The sequence below is a fragment of the Roseiflexus castenholzii DSM 13941 genome (assembly GCF_000017805.1).
Classification (GTDB): Bacteria; Chloroflexota; Chloroflexia; order Chloroflexales; family Roseiflexaceae; genus Roseiflexus; species Roseiflexus castenholzii.
Map to the genome: position 1 here is coordinate 3,640,935 of NC_009767.1, position 17,184 is coordinate 3,658,118.

Annotated in this window: 10 protein-coding genes; all 10 read right to left on the minus strand. The window is 63.2% G+C overall.

Annotation, left to right across the window (positions count from 1 at the left end; all coding sequences use genetic code 11):
• The 10 genes from RCAS_RS14490 to RCAS_RS14535 all read right to left on the minus strand — a co-directional run bounded on the left by RCAS_RS14490 (position 1) and on the right by RCAS_RS14535 (position 17,176).
• Positions 1 to 3,105 carry a protein kinase domain-containing protein gene (locus RCAS_RS14490; protein WP_012121305.1) on the minus strand — a complete coding sequence of 1,035 codons (3,105 nt, stop codon included), beginning with the start codon at positions 3,103 to 3,105 and terminating at the stop codon, positions 1 to 3.
• 61 nt (positions 3,106 to 3,166) lie between these two features.
• Positions 3,167 to 6,340 carry an FHA domain-containing serine/threonine-protein kinase gene (locus RCAS_RS14495; protein WP_012121306.1) on the minus strand — a complete coding sequence of 1,058 codons (3,174 nt, stop codon included), beginning with the start codon at positions 6,338 to 6,340 and terminating at the stop codon, positions 3,167 to 3,169.
• A gap of 17 nt (positions 6,341 to 6,357) precedes the next feature.
• On the minus strand, positions 6,358 to 7,965 hold the full coding sequence (locus RCAS_RS14500; RefSeq protein WP_012121307.1) for a methyltransferase regulatory domain-containing protein: 1,608 nt from the start codon (positions 7,963 to 7,965) through the stop codon (positions 6,358 to 6,360).
• Positions 7,962 to 9,026, minus strand: coding sequence for a phage tail protein I (locus tag RCAS_RS14505; RefSeq protein WP_012121308.1), 1,065 nt, complete (start codon positions 9,024 to 9,026; stop codon positions 7,962 to 7,964). Before RCAS_RS14505 ends, RCAS_RS14500 begins: the two co-directional genes overlap by 4 nt.
• A gap of 149 nt (positions 9,027 to 9,175) precedes the next feature.
• Positions 9,176 to 11,206, minus strand: a complete 2,031-nt coding sequence (locus tag RCAS_RS14510; RefSeq protein ID WP_012121309.1) for a putative baseplate assembly protein — start codon at positions 11,204 to 11,206, stop codon at positions 9,176 to 9,178.
• 11 nt (positions 11,207 to 11,217) lie between these two features.
• Positions 11,218 to 11,610 (minus strand): GPW/gp25 family protein, encoded by a 393-nt coding sequence (locus RCAS_RS14515; RefSeq protein WP_012121310.1) that lies wholly within the window; start codon positions 11,608 to 11,610, stop codon positions 11,218 to 11,220.
• 6 nt (positions 11,611 to 11,616) lie between these two features.
• Positions 11,617 to 11,907, minus strand: coding sequence for a PAAR domain-containing protein (locus tag RCAS_RS14520; protein ID WP_012121311.1), 291 nt, complete (start codon positions 11,905 to 11,907; stop codon positions 11,617 to 11,619).
• A 13-nt stretch (positions 11,908 to 11,920) separates the two neighbouring features.
• A complete protein-coding gene (locus RCAS_RS14525; RefSeq protein WP_012121312.1) occupies positions 11,921 to 13,702 on the minus strand; it encodes a VgrG-related protein in 1,782 nt (593 codons plus the stop codon).
• A complete protein-coding gene (locus tag RCAS_RS14530; RefSeq protein ID WP_012121313.1) occupies positions 13,695 to 14,372 on the minus strand; it encodes a CIS tube protein in 678 nt (225 codons plus the stop codon). Before RCAS_RS14530 ends, RCAS_RS14525 begins: the two co-directional genes overlap by 8 nt.
• A gap of 14 nt (positions 14,373 to 14,386) precedes the next feature.
• Entirely contained in the window at positions 14,387 to 17,176 is a 2,790-nt protein-coding gene (locus RCAS_RS14535) for an eCIS core domain-containing protein (RefSeq protein ID WP_198135938.1), read from the minus strand.
• Positions 17,177 to 17,184: the final 8 nt, after the last annotated feature.

Consider the following 17,184-nt stretch of genomic DNA (forward strand, 5'->3'; position numbering starts at 1 on the left):
CTATCGCAAGTAAAAAAAGACCCACCAACCGGTCCGCGGACCCTCTCGACCACCGGCATCAATTGCCGAGACCCGCCAGCGACCCGGTTGCGCACCGACCCAGTTGAACAGATAGTTCGTCGACGGAACATTCACCACACTCCAGGTGCGACCAACATCGGTGCACCAGGCATTGTACTGGCAACAATGGAAACAGTCGATTTCCACCCGATACGAGACGGCGCCCGGCACCGGCGCCCATTCGAGCAGGGTGGTGCGCGGAAAGATGTCGAATGTGGCGCCGTTTGGGGGCGCCAGTTGGATTGGCGGCATGGTCATAAACACATCCGGCGTCGGTGTCGGTGTGTTGGTTGGTGTTGGCGTCGCGGTCGGCGTTGGCGTATTGGTCGGCGCCGGCGTTGCGGTCGGTGTTGCCGTTTCAGTTGGAGACGGCAGCGGCGTTGCCGTCGGCAGAGCCGTCGGCGTGGCAGTCGGTTCAGGCGTGTTGGTGGGTTCAGGCGTCGATGTCGGTTCTGGGGTGCTCGTTGGCAATGGCGTCGCCGTTGGCGTCACTGTTGCGCTTGGCGTCGGTGTGCGCGTTGCAGTCGCCGTTGTGGTTGGCGTATTGCCGGTTCCGCTTGCTCCTCCAGCGCCGCCGGAGTCACCCGATCCGCCGGTTCCCGCAGCACCCCCGCTTCCCTCGCCGCCACCGCCGCCTGCATTCGTTCCGTTTCCGCCAGACGCGGCGGCAGCCGTTGCCGTTGCCTGATCATCGGCGATGACCGCATCGGTCACTTCTGTTGGCGTCGCCACACCGGTTTCCGGCGTCGGCTCGACGGCAACCGTCGGTTCCACCGTCGGTTCTGGCGTCGCCGTTGGCGCTGCGGGCGGCACGATCCCGGACTGACCCGCAACACCTGCATCGACATTCCCGCCGCTGCGCAGCACTGCATACCCCGGCAACCCACCCGCGAGCGACGCGGGCAGCGCGCCAAAGAGGTGTGATGCCCCAAAACCGAGCATCAACACCGCTGCAATCAGGCTCCACACCGGCAGCAATGCTCCCTGAATCCACATCCCATTGGCGCGCAGCGTCGCGCCATGATCTGCTGTCGCTGTGACGGTCACGCTATGCATCGTTTCACTGCCGAATGGCTTAAGCGAACCTTCAACCGTCACCGTTGCGCTGCCGCTCTCACCCGCGTCGAGCACCAGTTCCTCTGGCGCGAGCAGCGCCTGAATGCCCGCCTCATCCGCCTCACCCTGCAACCGGTAGCGCACCGGCGCATTTCCCAGGTTGCGCACCGTTGCCTTCAGCGCCCCGCGTAACCTGCCGCGCGCGCGCCCCGGCGCCAGTGTCAGTTCTTCACGCGCATACGGGCGCACCGTCCAGCGCGCCAGCACCGACCCACCCTCCGTTGGGCGCGCGCGCGAGCGGGCTGTCACCTCCACCGGATACTCGCCGGCGCGCGCATCCGGTTCAGCAGGAGGACGCACTACCAGCGTCACCGTGGTCTGTCCGCGCGGCGGCATCTGCGCAGGGGGGGGCAACGTCACCCATTCCTGCGGCACCCCGGCGATGCCGAGGCTCAGATGATCGACCTGATCGCTGAGGTTCGCCAGGGTCACTGCCACCGTTGCCGTCTGCCCCGGCGTAATCGCCAGCGTCTCTGGTTCGAGCATCATTCCCACCGCCCCGGTGGTCGCAAACGCCTGCGAGTACGGCAACGGCGCAGCGCCGCCGGTGAGCGGCGGCACCGTCATCACCCCGCCTCCCGGCGTCGCAAGCGTCTGCGGGGTGGTCAGCACACCGCCGGACGGTGTTGCAGTCCTGCTGCTCTCCACGCCCTCCGGCGGGTCGAGGCGCAGCCAATACGATCCAACCCGCAGCATCGTGCGCCAGGGCCAGGCAACCGATTGCTGCGACGGCAACGGCTGATTCTCCAGCAGGGTGCCATTGCTCGACCCCAGATCGGTGACCATCACCTGTGCGCCGTCCCATTCCAACCGCAGATGATGCCGTGACACCCCTTCACCTGGCAGGACGATATCGTTGCGCTCGACGCGCCCTGCCGTCAACCCACCGGGACGCACCGCGACCACCTGCAAGAGCGTGCCGGAATCATCCAGCACCTGAATGCGCGGGAGAGAACCGCTCCCCATTAACGTTGGCGCAGTCGGCGCTACGCCAGCGTGCAACGTCTGAATGCGGGTTCGCGCGGCGATCTCAGTCAACATCGCGCCGCCTTCATCGTCTCCCACTGCCAGATCGGGCGCAATCGCACTCACCGCTTCATACAACGCCGCCGATAGATCGGCGGCAGTGGCGAAGCGCTCCTCCGGCATCTTCGCCAGACAGCGCAGCACAATCATCTCGACAATCTCAGGCAAGTCTGGGCGGATGTGTCGTAGCGGCGGCGCAGTGACATAGACGTGCTTGAACACTGCTTCACTGATCGTTTTGACCACAAACGGCAGCGTGCCGGTCGCCACTTCGTACAGCACCACACCGAGCGCATAGATGTCGCTGCGCCCATCGAGCGGTTTGCCCTGACACTGTTCTGGCGACATGTAGGCAGGCGTGCCCATCGCCATACCGGTCGCCGTCAGGCTGCTCCCCTCGGTCATCCGCGCCAGCCCGAAATCTGCCACCTTCATCGTCGGACCTCTGCCCATCAGACCAGGCTGAAGCAGCAGATTATCCGGCTTGATGTCACGGTGGACCATACCCATCGCATGAGCGTATGCCAGCGCGTCCGCCGCCTGGCGCACCAATTCCAGCCCTTGCACCAGGCTGCCGCCGGTCTGTTGGGCCGTCGAGCGCAACCAACCGCGCATCGAGCCGCCGGTGACCAGTTCCATCACCAGGTACGCCATGCCATCGTACTCATCGAAGTCGTACACTTCGACGATATGGGGATGCCGCAATTTTGCCGCCGCCTGCGCCTCCTGGCGGAAGCGTGTCTGAAACATCGGGTCCTGCGCCAGATTACCGTGCAGCAGTTTCAACGCCGCCGGGCGGTCGAGATGGATGTGGCGGGCGCGAAACACCTGCCCCATTCCACCGCTGCCCAGTGGCGCTTCGATGCGATAATTGCCGATGGTTTTTCCAATGAATTCAGTCATATCGGCGACTCCGGAATTGCTGACATATGGCTGCGTCGGCTAGACGGAGCGCAGTGGTGGATCACGGCGACGGCGTCACCAGAATGATCGGCGGATTAAGAATATCCGGTCTAATAATGATGTCCGGGCGAAAGATCCACTGCCGACGCAGCACGTAATCTGTCGTCCGGTCGGGGCGCGGATCGGAAGGGCGGTAATCATCAAAAACCTCCGCCTGCAAATCCTCACCCTGGAGACGCACAGTAATCCGAGTGGTCTTGAATCCGAAGTCATACACGCCAACCAGTTGCCCCGGCGTGTATGGCACCTGAATCTCGCCCCAATCGCAGTCGCTCGGCGTACATTTGCCATACCCCCGGAAGATGTAGGTCGTCTCATCCTTTTTGTCAATCACCAGGCGCGTCATCCCGCTTGTGGCGGTATCGACATTGACCCAGTTGCCAAGAAAGGCATTGAATGCCGCCGCCTGCGTCGTTGCGGTTGCCGCTGCCGACGTCTGCTGCACCGCAACGGCGGATGCAGTCTGCGCCAGGGTCGTCTGCTGCGCGGCAACTGCGCTCGCGGTCTCTGCATTTGCTGCCGCTGCCATTGTTGCCTGCGCATCGATCGCCTGCTGCGTCGCCTGGACATTCAGCGCCACCTGCGTTGCCTGCTGCGCCGCTGCGGCTGCGGTCTGCTGCACTGCTGCCTGTTGTGTCGCTTGCTGGATCGCCTGCTGCGCCTGTTGCGTCTGCTGCGCCGCCTGCTGCTGTTGCTGCTGCGCCTGTTGCGTCTGCTGCGCCGCCTGCTGCTGTTGCTGCTGCGCCTGTTGCGTCTGCTGCGCCTGAGCGATCTGCGTATTCTGCTGCGCCTGGAACGCAATCTGGGTCTCGATCGGCGCAGCCGCAATCGTCTGCTGCTGAATCAGCGCCACAGTCTCCTTCATTTCAAGCGTCGCCTGCGCGGCAGTGCCAACGACTGCGGCAGTAGCCGTGTTCGCTGCGGCAATCACACCGGCGGCTTCGGCAGTCGCTGCGGTCGCAGTCGCGGCTGCGGGGCGCACCACCAGCATTTCGTTGCCGAAGAACACCCCTCCCAAACACAGCGGAACGAGCAGAAACAGCGCCGTCACCGCCCACGCCGGAATGATCGGCATCTGAACAAACTGCCCGGTTGCAACCGGTGGTCCTTCGCTGCCCGCCACTGCCGCGCCGACCGTAAAACTGCGCGTCTGTTCGCGCCCAAACCAGCGTTGCGGACCGGTGACCGTGGTTGGAACATGGACTTCGGCGCCGGGGTCGAGCGTCACTTCCGGCGGCTCGAACCGATAGCGCAGCACATGCTCATCATCCTCGGCGCGTAGGGTACACTGAATCGGAGCATTCCCATCGTTGCGCAGCGTCGTGGTAAAGCGCGCCTGACCGCGCCCGGCAGCCCGTTTGGGCGCAAGGGTCAGCGACGGCGCCGTGAACGGCAACACGGTCCAACGTCCATGCGCCACGCCAACTTCCGCCGGATTTTCGCGCGAACGCACCCGGAGCGTCACCTGATACTCACCGGCGCGGCTTGCCGACGTGCGCGGCGCCGTGACCGTCAACACCACCGGCGCTTGCACGCCTGGCATCAACTGGATGGCATCGGCGGGCTGGCGCACCCATTCCGAGGGCGCACCCTCCACTTCGATACTGAAGTGATCCACCACCGTCCCCAGATTCGCCAGCGTCAACCGCAGCGGCGCTGGCTGCCCCGGCGCAAGAGTCAATGCAGCATCTTCCAGCACCACGCCAATCCGTCCGGTGCTGACACTGGCAGTGACCACGCCGGTAGACATCGGACGTGTGACTGCGGCTGGCGGCGGGGTAGCGGTCGGTTGCGCATCAAGCAGTTGCTGCAACAGTGCGCCACCCGGTTCGACGAGGTGCGCTGGCGGTTCCAGGCGCAACCAGAACGGACCGACGCGCACCACCTCGCGCCAGCCCCACGGATGCGGCGCCCGTGCCGGAAGGCGCACCGCTCCCAGCAACGTCCCATTGCTCGAACCCAGATCGGTCACCGTCACCTGCCGACCATCCCAATCAACGCGCAGATGCGACCGTGACACCCCTTCGGATTCGAGGACGAGCGTATTGGTCGACTGGCGTCCGACGGTAACACCATCGCTCGTCAGTTCGACGACGCGCAACAGATTTCCGCCAGCGTCGCGCACCTGGATACGCGGCAGGGTCGACGCGCCAGGCAGCGAGGGAAGCGCCGGCGGGAGCGTCCCACTCGATGGCATCATGGCGGTTGGTTGCGGCGCTGCTACAGCAGGCGGGGGCGGCGTTGGAACAGCGCCCTGCGGCGATACTGGCGGCGCTTCATTGGGATGCGCCATTACCGTCGTGTGGGTCAACATCGGATCGGGGCGCGCCAGGAGCGCTTTCTGGCTGGCAGCAACCTCGGCAGCGCTGGCGAACCGATCTTCTGGACGCTTCGCCAGACAACGCAGCACAATTGCTTCGAGCGGTTCCGGCAGATCGGCGCGCACCTGACGCGGCGGGGTCGGCGGAACGAACACATGCTTGTACGCCGCTTCGCTCAGCGTCGTTGCCGTAAACGGCAGATAACCGGTCGTCACCTCGTACAGCACCACTCCCAGCGCATAAATATCGCTCCGGTGATCGACATGCGCCCCCTGGCACTGCTCTGGCGACATATAGGCTGGCGTCCCCATTGCGGCGCCGGTCGCGGTCATCATCGACCCTTCCACCATGCGCGCCAGCCCAAAATCGGTAATCTTGAGCGCGTAACGCCCGGGCACGCCGGAGACTGCGCGGAGCAACATGTTGTCCGGCTTAATGTCACGATGAATCATGCCCTGGCTATGGGCGTATGCAAGCCCTTCCGCCGCCTGCTGCACCAGATCGACTGCCAGCATCAGAGACCATGGCTTGCCCTCGCGGGCATGCTTCTGCATCAACCCGCGCAGCGACCCATCGCTCAACAGTTCCATCACCAGGTACATCAGACCCTGCTGCTCGCCGAAGTCGTACACCTCGACAATATTCGGGTGCTGAAGCGCGGCAATCGCGCGCGCCTCCTGGCGAAATCGCGCCTGAAAGCCAGGATCGTGCGACAGATTGGTGTGCATCACCTTCAGCGCAACCGGTCGATCCAGATGGATGTGCCGCGCGCGAAACACTTGCCCCATGCCGCCAGCGCCCAGGAGCACTTCGACTCGATAATTGCCGATAATCCGACCAATTAACTCCGTCATGAAGAATGCTCCCTATCTCAGGCAACCAACAGCGCAACCCGGGCAAACCAGCAAAGCCGTTGTTCAATTTCGACTTCGAGGTTAGCAGGGGAACTGAAGGCAGGTTCTTTCGCCGTATATTGTACTGCACCTGTGTCAATCGCGCCTGCCATTTCGCGCACAATCGCCGCCCGATTGCGTTGACCATCGAGCAACTGCAACAGAAACCGATCGAACGGATCGAGCTGCAACACATCGTGATACAGATTGGTCACCTCGATGCCGGACTGCGCTTCCAGGCGCGCCAGAGCAGTCGCTTGCGGGCGCTCTCCTGGATGGCTCGCCACCAACGGCGGGTGCAGATGAAACGATACCAGCGTTGTTGCCGTCGCAAACGCGCGCAGCAGATCGCCCCCCAATCGCCGCGCCAGCACCGATGGCTCAACATCACGCAGCGGCGCTCCGCCGTCTACCGCGCGGCGCTGCGCTTCGACCACCAGCGTCTCGAACGGTACTGCGCGCGGCGACGCTTCCGCCAGATGGAGCAGCGCCGCTTTCGTAATCGGCGCCATCACCGTAAACCCGACATCGTGCAGATTCCGAAACACCACTGGCGTCTCATTGGTCAGATCGACCGGGTGCGATTCGGGATGCATCAATGCAGCGACAGACATACCCGCCAGACGCTCTGGTCGCAACGTGCGCCGGATCTTCAGATGATCATGGCAGAGGAGCGTCTGCCGGAACTGTCGTCCACGAAGAAAATCCATGTACTGCTCCAGATCGATACCGTTTTGAGAAAAAGAACGCATTGCATCGACGGTTTCGGGTTTCAATCCCTGAGGCAGCACCATCGGAAACTCGGTTTCGGAGAGGTACTGCAACCCGTGCTGCGCAGCGTGGGCGGCAAATTGCGCAAAATAGACCGGTTCGTTCACCACTTCGAGCGCATCGTGGAGCAGAAATGCATGGCTCAGCGGACCCAGGCGATCCAGCATGGCGCGAAACTGGCCGGCGTATGCGGCAATGAAACTGGTGAACGCATTCGCATGCTCCGAGTCGCTCTCCGCCAGCATATCGAGCAACGCCAGCGCGATCCTGGCGCGATCATGCGAATCTTCGACATCCCTGGCGGCATAGAGCATCAGATCGCGGATTGCACCGAGCATATGCCAGCCAGGGTACGTGTTGTAACTGACGAATGCCACGCCGTTCGGCGTCAGGCAACGCTTGATCAGCGCCATAAGTCGGTCGCGCACCGGCGCTGGCGTCCATGAATAGACGCCGTGGGCAATGATATAGTCGAACTGCCCCAATTCATCGCCGACGTCCTGGAGATCGCGCGCCAGCAGGGTAATGTTGGTCAGACCAAGCGTGTCGATCACGCGCCGTCCATCGGCAATCTGGCGCGGCGAGAGGTCGATGCCGGTAAACGAAGCTTTGGGAAGGCTTAACGCCATCGGCATTAGATTAGCGCCGGCAGCGCAACCGATTTCCAGCACGCGACAACGCGCAACTGGCGGTGGGTTCAAGCCGAGCAACGTCGCCAGCACGGCCATGTAATCAGGGTGGGTATGCGCATAGGCGCGCCCCGGATACGGCGCCTCATCGTAACTGCGCGCCAGCGTTGTCACGATGTCGTTCATTGCCGGATATCCAGAATGTAGCCAGCGTGCGCCGGTTTATGCGCGCGCACCAGATTGTCGATCAGGCGCGCATCTACATCGCTGCCGGGCGGAAGAGCGAGCGAAATGCGAAAGACGAACGGTTGCGATGGTTCTTCCGTAATAGTTGGCGTCAGACCGGTCACCACCTCGATCAGTCGCTTGAGTCCATACGCCGTGCCGCGCCAGCGATAGAGATCGGCGGCTTCGGCGATCAGGCGACGGATGCGCGATTCGGGCCAGTATGGATTGACTTCCATATCGAGCCAGCCTGCCAGCCAGGGCAGAAACGACAGCGGACAGGTGCGCGGGTCGAAGTAGAGATTGATATGATTCTGACGCCATTCCAGCGGCTCCCAGATCGTCTCGAAAATCCGCAGATAACGCCCCAGAAACTCATTCTCCTGAAAGATCGCCGGCAGATAGCGCAGGTAGCGACTATCCAGTCCATCCGACGACGCGGCATAGCGCACCGGCAAGCGTTCGGGAAACTCCTGGGCAACAACGACCGGCTCTTCAGGCGGCGGTGGAGACGGGGGTGCGGAAGGCGCTTCAGGTGTCGCCATCGCAGCAGATTCGCCAACCGCTCCTTCCGTTGTCTCACCGGAGATTGCTGCCGTGAGCGGCTCTTCTTCGATAACCGAAGGCGGTTCGGGCATTTCCGCAACCGGCAGCGCCACCTCTTCGGGCGGATACACCACGCCAGGCGGGATATAGATCAGAATGAACGGACCGATCCGCACCTCCTCGCCGGGGACCAGCGGATAGGGCTGATTTGGCGGAAGGCGGCGCTCGCCAATGAAGGTTCCATTCGTGCTGCCGAGATCGACCAGTTGTGCACCCTGCGGTCCCGCGTCGATCCGACCGTGCATATTCGACACGACCGGCGAGTCGAGGTGCAGATCGCGCGCCGGGTTGCGCCCAATGGTGTACTGCGGCTGGCGCAAGGTCACCACCTGTTCGCCGTCGGGGGAGCGAATGATCAGTTTGCCAAAATCGGGTTCCACATGCTGCTCCGGGTAATACCAATTCCCTGTGACCATCCGGCATGGTCACCCCGAGCAGAGCGAGGGGTCTTGCGCGACCCGCTCCGATTCCTCGCTGAGTTTACCCTGAGCGAAGCGAAGGGCTCGGAATGACACGCATGCGGCATCTTCAATCGTCATTGGTATAATGCGTGAAGATCACCTGTTTACGACGCACTGACCGACACTCGATGCTGCCAGGAACAGATCAAGGCGTGGCGCGGCACATCGAGGCGCGGCGAGACGACCTGTGGCTTTGCCGTGCTCCCCGGCTCGGTCAACCCGATCTGCACTTCCTCGACGAACTCAATTGACGGGAGACGCTGCATCAACGCATAAATCTCCGACACATGCAGATCACGACCAAAGGGCCAACCGTTGCCGTCGGGTCCACCGACATATGGGTTGAGATACCGATAGAGCACCTCTTCTGCTTCGTGCTGCACCGCGCGCGCGAGTGCCGGATCACTGCGCACCGGAACACGCAGCCGCACCTCGACCGACACCCAGAGGTACTGGATCGGGCGCACATCGAGTGCAATGCCCAACGGACGCCGCCGATCCAGATAGTCGAGCACACGAGCGCGCAGTTCGGCGGAGAGCGTCAGCGCCTCCGGCGGAATCCGACCGGCAGGATTATCGGACTGCGGCAGAATGTAGACTATCACCTGACCGGGGCGCGGATCCGCCGGACCTCCGGGCTGCGCACCGGGACTGACGCAGCACGCGCGCGCCACGCCGACCACCTCCCGCGCCAGGTGCTCATAGTCATCAGCGGTCACGGCGCGGGTACGGGTACGCAGAATCTGCGGTGCACGGGCGCGCGCATCATCGAGACCCTGCGGATCGCGTCCGCCCTCGGCAGCGCGGCGGTTCGTCACCCGCGACACATACGGGATCGATGTCTTCAGCGTCACCAGCGTATTCGCCTGAACATTGCCGATCACGCCGCCGCCGTACTGATAGCGCGTCATCGTAATCACGCTCCCGTGGGGCGGCACACTGCCAAAATTGCGCACCGATCCATCGGGTTGGAGCAGTGCCGGTCCGAAACTCACCGTCCCGCTCAGGCTATCGAGCGTATAGTGCTGATCATCAGGACCAGAGGCGGCAAAGTCGGGAACCTCGCTCCACTCGCGCGGACGACCGGGGAGTGGCGGATCGACGATCAGGACATCGCGCTGTGGATTGCGCGCCAGCACCGGTTTGTTCAGCAGATGAAACTCCTGACCGGGCGTGCCGTCGCTGCGCCCGATGACCTCGTTGCGCACCGTGACCGCATGGCGGGCATTGACCGTCCCGCCGCGCGATTCGATCCGCAACGCCAGCAATTCGGGCGAAACTTTGTAGCGGTTGTGACGATTCTCCGGCGTATCCGCCTGCGCGTCGGTCAGGCGGCAACGAAGCCAGTGCGCCGTCACCCCCTGGATCGTATCGGGCGCCATTGGCGGCAGGTGCAGCACAATTTCGCCGGGCATATTGAAGCCGCCGGTGCCGTCGAACTCGACCTCGCACGGCGACCAGCGCGCCACGCCCCCCTGCCACACTTCCCAGATCAGCGGTGGATTGGTCGGATCGACACCGGCGCCGCGCGCCACATCGCAGTCGATCACCAGCGCCAGGACGTGATTGCTGTGGTTGTGCCGGAGTGGAATGTAGAAAGCGTCGTGCGGCAGCGGATTGGGCGCAAACATGGCAATCCGTCCATTGGGCAGCAACAACTGGCGCAACTCATGCATGCGCCAGCTTGCCGGAACATTCGGGCGTTCCACCTGGCGAACATACACTTTCTCATCAGCCACGACCGCCGGATATATCGTCAGATCGGTCTCGGTGGTGAAAATGACCGCCGGACTGGTTTCGGTGCGCACCGTCGCCACTTCCGTGTCGGCAGGGATCGTGATTGCCGTTTCCTGCGGCGCCGACAGATAGAACGTCACCGGCGCAACCGCCGATTGCGGCGGCTCCAATCGGATGCCGATCAGATTGAGCAGCGTGATATATACCTTATCGGGCACCTGATTCACCCGATAGAGCAACAGATCGGTCATCCAGGCGAACAACTCGATCAGCGCCACACCCGGATCGCTCACGTTGTGATCGGTCCACTCCGGGCAGAAGCGCGGAATAAGACGTTTGGCTTCATCGACGATGTCCTGAAAGTGACGGTCGTCGAGATTGGGTGTTGGCAGCGGCATGCAACCCTCGTCTATTCACCCGGAATGCGGTAAAACGGAAAGACCAGCGAGCGGCGATCATGGGTCGCCTTGATGCGATACTCAATCGTGATCAGCATCCGTTCCGGCGTCTGCGGATCGGTATCGATCTCGACATTCAACACATCGATGCGCGGCTCCCACATCGCCAGCGCCTCTTCGACATAGTACACGGCAAGACCGGCCGTTGCGGCGTCGTTCGGCGCAAAAATGAGATCGTGGATCTGGCAGCCGAACGTTGGGCGCATCAACCGCTGACCTTTCGGCGTCAACAAGATCATGATGATCGCCTGCTCAATATCGACCTCCTGGCGCGCCAGCGCAAAGCGACCGCGCGCGTCCAGCCCGACCGGAAACGCCCATCCGACGCCAAGAAAATCGCTCATCGCACCTCACCCGCCAATGTCAACCTGTGGAAATCCCCCGACAATCACGCCGCCATGCGCCGTCTGATCACCCATGCGCGCCGCCGGCATGCCGCCGATCAGCACCGTTGCGCTGCCTTTGATAATCGTATCCGGCGGACCGGCGCACGTCGCCATACCGCCGACCACCGCCGCCGGCAACCCGCCGATCAGCACCGTCGGCACGCCAGGCGGCATGATCGGACCACCAACATGCGGCTTTGGACCATCGGACAGCGGGCAGGTATGCATATCGCTCACGCGCGCGGCAGGAGGCATCGCATTCTTCCTTTCAGTTGATTTTGACCAGCGTTCCCTGGATCGTCAGAATCGCCGACGATTTCACATCGAGCGTCGCATTCGCCTGCAAGGAGGCCGTAGCATTGGATTTCAGATCGAGGCTGGCATTCGCCTGCAAGGAGGCATTTGCATTCGACTTCAGATCGAGACCGGTGGCGCCTTCGATAGCCATTGCCTGCTGCGATTTGATGTCAATCTTGCCCTTTGCCTGGATCGTCAGGTTGCCATCGGCGCTGATCGTGCCATTCCCTTTGACTTTGATCGTCAACTCGTTCTTCTTGCTGTCGAGTTTGATCATATTGCCACTCTTGTCTTCGATGGTAATCGACGGCGCACTATCGCTATCATCCAGTGTAATCACATGACCGGAGCGCGATTTGACCACACGTTGCTCAACTTTCCCGCCTTTGACGATCTCGCCGGTCTTCTTCGGCGGAGCATCCTTGCCGTTCCACAAACCACCGATCACATACACGGCGCGCATATCGCCAGCCTCGAATCCCACCAGCACTTCATCGTTCACTTCCGGCAGAAACTCGATCCCACGGTTGGCGCCTGCGCCGACACTGACCACTCGCGCCCAATGGCTCTGTTGATCCGAAAGCGTCGGAAACTTCACCTTGACACGCCCCAGGTTGTCCGGATCATTGTTGTCGGTCACAATCCCGATAACCAGTCCTTCAATCCTCAGGCGTGGCGTTTCCGGTTGCAGCAGGTGCAGCAGAGCATCCGGGTTGACCCCCGACACCGAAAAGTCGGTGACATAACCAGCAGCGTTATAGCGATGCGTCGCGCTGGTGACAACATAGGCGCCGCTGAAGCGAATGCCAATGTTGGTTATTTTGACCGCTGCTCCCGCCTTGATCTTCGGGTTGCCGGCAGCCGTGCCATCCGCTTCGATACACCGGCTTTCATGCTGATTGAGCACCGCTTTTGCGATCTGTTCCGCTTCCGATTGCGAGCGCACGGCGGACTCGGTCAGCAAATCTTTCGCCGTGATGCTGAACGCTTTCTTCGCCAGCGCGCCGCCTTTGTCGGGGACGCCAATCGCAGGCGTCACCGCGCCAGTCGTTCCCTGACCGATCACCACTTCTTTTTTTTGTGGGTCCCAACCGCGCACATTCACCTCATTCACCTGATCGATCGTGCTCAAGCGCGGGTGAAAGGCGCTCAGATCCTCACCCCATTTCAACTCGACCGGTGCTCTGGCGGAAGGGGGCTTGACACAGAAGAGTTTCCGTCCATCGACATACAACAGATAGCCGAGCGCCGCCGCCCGTTCGCGCAGAAATTCCAGGTTTGTCTGGTTCCACTGCACAAGATACTCGTGAACCCGGCTCGTCGCATCCACCTGCGCCTGCAACCCCACTTCACCGGCAATCTGTTGGATCACGTCGCTATCGGTCACATTCAGAAAGGTGCGGGCGTAACGACCGCGCGCCAGGCGGTGAAGACGATCAAAGGCGCGAACCACAACCCGCGCTCCTTCTACATCGAAGTGCGGTTCAACTTCGACAATCTCGCCATCGAAGATCGTCTCGGTTGCGCGATTGCGCCGGACATTCACCACAAGCGTCTTGCCCGGCGCCAGGCGGCTGTCATCAACCCACGTCAAACGGCGGTCGTTGATGACGAGCGTAGCGACATCCGGCAGGTGCAGACTGTTCTCGATCGTGATGTCCAGGATGTCCCGCACCAGTTCCAGCGGCGCGTCGGCGCCGTCGAGTTTCAGGTAAAAATCGGAAACATGCCGATCATTGTTATTGTTACTCATTGGGGATCACCAGCACTGCTCCTGGCGTCAACTCGCGCACCCGTTCCAGACCGTTCGCTTCGGCGATCGGGCGCCAGCGCGTCGCATCGCCATACGATTTATATGCAATCCATGCCAGTGTGTCGCCTTCACGCACCCGCCAGACCCGCTCACCGCCAATGCCGCCAGACGTCGGGTTCTGCGGTTGCAGATTGGCGGTGTCTTCAATCTGCTGAAATGTTACGTCAAGTTCAGCGCGCACCGGTGTTCCATCGACGAGAAACAACGTGAACTTCTGGGTGATGTTGGTGATGACCGCTTTGAACGACCAGGAGGCGCCCCACTGAAAGCGCACTTTCGGCGGGCGTCCGCGGGTGCTCTTGGGGTCTTTCAAGTCCGGGTCGATCATCATAAACGACCAGAGTTTGTCGGTGTACACTTTGCGCACATCCTTCGGTTTCGATCCGGGGCGCGCACTTGTGTAGGTGTCGAACAGCAGGTGCATCGACAGGGTTGCCGGTTGCCCGCCGCTGAATTCGAGTTGTGGCACGTTGGTGCTGGGTGTTTCGCCGCGGCTCCAGCTATTCTGCTTGGTGAAGGTGTACTCCTTCGGGTTGAACAGACACTCGACCTCTTGTGAGGGGTTGTCAAGGTTGATGATTTTGGCTTTGACCAGGCTTGTATCGGGCATGCAACTCCTCCTGTCTACCAACCGCTGCGCCGTCGCTCGACCGCCAACCGGCGTTTCAGCACTGCATAAACCTGGCGTGCAAGTTCATCGAGGTCGGGCGCAGGAGATGCTTCCTGCGCAGGCGCAGTCGTTTCCGCTCGCCGGATGGCAGGTAATGCGCGCGTGGTTTCTGCGGTGCGCACAATCGGCGCTCCCGCCTGCTGCGGCGCCGTCAACGCCGGCGGCGCGGGCGCGACCGTCACCACCGGCAACGGCGGCGCTTCCACTGCCGGTCGAGGAGGCGCCAGCCAGTCGGGTAGCGGCTCCCAGGGCGCGGGCAGGTTGCCCCACCGCGCCCGTTCCGGCGCGTCTGGCGCATCTGCGCTCGATGGCGCAGGGTGAACCTGTTCCGACGCCTGCACCGGAGGCGCTGTCGAAGCGCCGGTGTGCGCAGGCATGACCGGCGGAGCAAAGCGCATCCGCGCAGCCTGAGTCATCTGCGCCTCAACCGTTCGCGCCAGCGCCTCCTCATCGGTCGACGGTCCCGGAGGCGCCGGGCGTAGACCGGGGCGCTGCTCAGGCGGACGCACAATCGGCGGGATGGCGGTCGGGTCGCGTCGGCGCGCCACGTGAGTCAGTTCGTGCGCCAGCAAACCGAGACCTTCAGCAGTTTCGTCACCCCTGGCGGGCGCCAGCGCCACATCATTGCCAAACGTCACGGCATCGGCGCGGTATGCTGCCGCCACACGAGCGGCTTCCGGTCCGCGCGCAACACGCACGGTTGCGGGGTCCACCCCGACAGCAGCGCGCAGAAAGCGCCGATTCGACTCAGAGAGCGATGGCGCGGAAGGGGCGGAGAACCGCGCGCTGCTCAACGCGGTGGAGCGAGCGGGAGCGCTCACCGGCGGCGCGAAACGTGTCGCGCGTCCTGACAGTGCCGTGCCTCCCGGCAGAGGCGCGCGAATCGGTTGTGGCACGGGACGTCGCGGTTCACTGCCCGATGCTGTCTCGGTCGCACTACTCGACCGGATTGCACCGACTGGTTGCACCGACGCCAGAGGAGGCGCATCAACCGATCGCGGATCTTCGGCAACGCCCCCCGGCGCCTGTGCCGCTGCGTCTTTCTGGCGGCGGCGGATCTCATCGGCGCGCAGGCGCTCCATCCAGGCTTCCACCGAACGGTCGAAGGCTGGCGTCTCCACAGGCGGTTGATCCATCGCTTGAGGCGTCTCTGCCACCGGGGCAGGGTCAGGCGGCGCAGGGCGCGGCGCGCGTTCTTCAACAAAGCGCGGCGGGCGGGCGACCCGCATTTCAATCGGCGCCTGCGATTGTGGCTGGGATTTCGGCGCAGCAGGAGGAGGTGGAGCAGGCTGCTGCGGTGTTGATGCCGCAGCACACTCCTGCATTCGTTGCGCTACCCAGGCGCGCGCTGCGTCTACAACGGCAGCGGCGGGATCGGCGGGCTGTGGGGCGTCACCCGCTTTGGACGGAGCAATAGACGATGCGGCGCTCACGGAAGGCGGTGCTACTGTTGGCGTTGGAGTGACCGATGGCGCAGCGCCTGCGTTGGGAGCGGCAACCGATGAAGCTTGTCTTGCCGGAGACACGTTCGCCTTCGTCGCCGCCGACCACGCTTCGGGTTGCGCGGGAGACGGCGCAGCGCTCACTTCCGTGAGTATCGTCGTCGTGACCACATCGGCGCCGCGGGAAGCGAGCGATGACGTATCTTCGGATGCAGCAGAGACGTCTGGACCTTCGGATGTCCCTCTGGATGCTGGCAGTCCTGGAGCGAACACCCCAGGAGGCTCAGGCGCAGGGTCAGGAGCGGGTACAATCGGAGGTGTCGGCGTCGTTTCACCGGCAGACGCCGACACTGCCTGGTCACGACGCCGTTGCTCATCGGTGCGCAGGCGTTCCATCCAGGCAGCGGGAGAACGATCGAATGCTGCGACAGGTTCCGGCGACGCGGATGGAACGGCGGGCGTGGACTCCTGAAGCGGTGTTTGGCGGGCAACCGGCGCCTTGCCTCCCTGATCCTCAACCGGCGCTGGCGGCGCCGACACTGCGGCGGCGGCGTTATCAGCAGGTTCTGGCGGCGCGACCGGTGCAATACCGCTGCCGTCCTCGACCGGCTCAGGCAGCGCTGCTGTTTCCCGACGAGCACGCCGGTGCTCATCGGTGCGCAGGCGTTCCATCCAGGCAGCGGGAGAACGATCGAATGCTGCGACAGGTTCCGGCGACGCAGATAGAAGAGCGGACGGAGATTCTCGCGTCGATGTTCGAGGCTCTGGCTGTGCGCTAACCGGCGCACTGTCCACAGGAACCGGCATGGCGCGTGTGTTGACGTCATCAGGCGCGTGGCTTGCTCCAGACACAACGGGAAGCGATGATGGCGGCAGCGTTGTATCTGGCGTCACCGGTTCGGCAGGAGACGCGACCGTCCCGCCACCGGCGACCGGCTCTGGCGATGCGGGCGCTTCTGGCGCGTCCCCACGCGCAACCGGCGTCGGCGCGACCATGCCCGCCCCAGGTTCGCGCCCACCGGCGACCGGCTCTGGCGATGCGGGCGCTTCTGGCGCGCCCCCACGCGCAACCGGCGTCGGCGCGACCATGCCCGCCCCAGGTTCGCGCCCACCGGCGAGCGGAACAGACATCGGCGACAAGTCCCACAGCCACACCGCCGCGCGCGCTCGCCGGGGAGTCATCGGCGCTTGCCCGATTGCCCACAGAATCGGTTGGTCTACCGCCGCGCGCGACGCGAGCGGCGCCCGTCCGGCGAGCGCGCGCGCAAGGCGCATATGGCGGCGTAGACGCATTATCAACATCCGATGGA

Coding starts and splice junctions, on each gene's coding strand:
- RCAS_RS14490 (WP_012121305.1), bottom strand. CDS start 3,105: ATGACTGAATTCATTGGAAAAACCATCGGCAATTATCGCATCGAAGCG.
- RCAS_RS14495 (WP_012121306.1), bottom strand. CDS start 6,340: ATGACGGAGTTAATTGGTCGGATTATCGGCAATTATCGAGTCGAAGTG.
- RCAS_RS14500 (WP_012121307.1), bottom strand. CDS start 7,965: ATGAACGACATCGTGACAACGCTGGCGCGCAGTTACGATGAGGCGCCG.
- RCAS_RS14505 (WP_012121308.1), bottom strand. CDS start 9,026: ATGGTCACAGGGAATTGGTATTACCCGGAGCAGCATGTGGAACCCGAT.
- RCAS_RS14510 (WP_012121309.1), bottom strand. CDS start 11,206: ATGCCGCTGCCAACACCCAATCTCGACGACCGTCACTTTCAGGACATC.
- RCAS_RS14515 (WP_012121310.1), bottom strand. CDS start 11,610: ATGAGCGATTTTCTTGGCGTCGGATGGGCGTTTCCGGTCGGGCTGGAC.
- RCAS_RS14520 (WP_012121311.1), bottom strand. CDS start 11,907: ATGCCTCCTGCCGCGCGCGTGAGCGATATGCATACCTGCCCGCTGTCC.
- RCAS_RS14525 (WP_012121312.1), bottom strand. CDS start 13,702: ATGAGTAACAATAACAATGATCGGCATGTTTCCGATTTTTACCTGAAA.
- RCAS_RS14530 (WP_012121313.1), bottom strand. CDS start 14,372: ATGCCCGATACAAGCCTGGTCAAAGCCAAAATCATCAACCTTGACAAC.
- RCAS_RS14535 (WP_198135938.1), bottom strand. CDS start 17,176: ATGTTGATAATGCGTCTACGCCGCCATATGCGCCTTGCGCGCGCGCTC.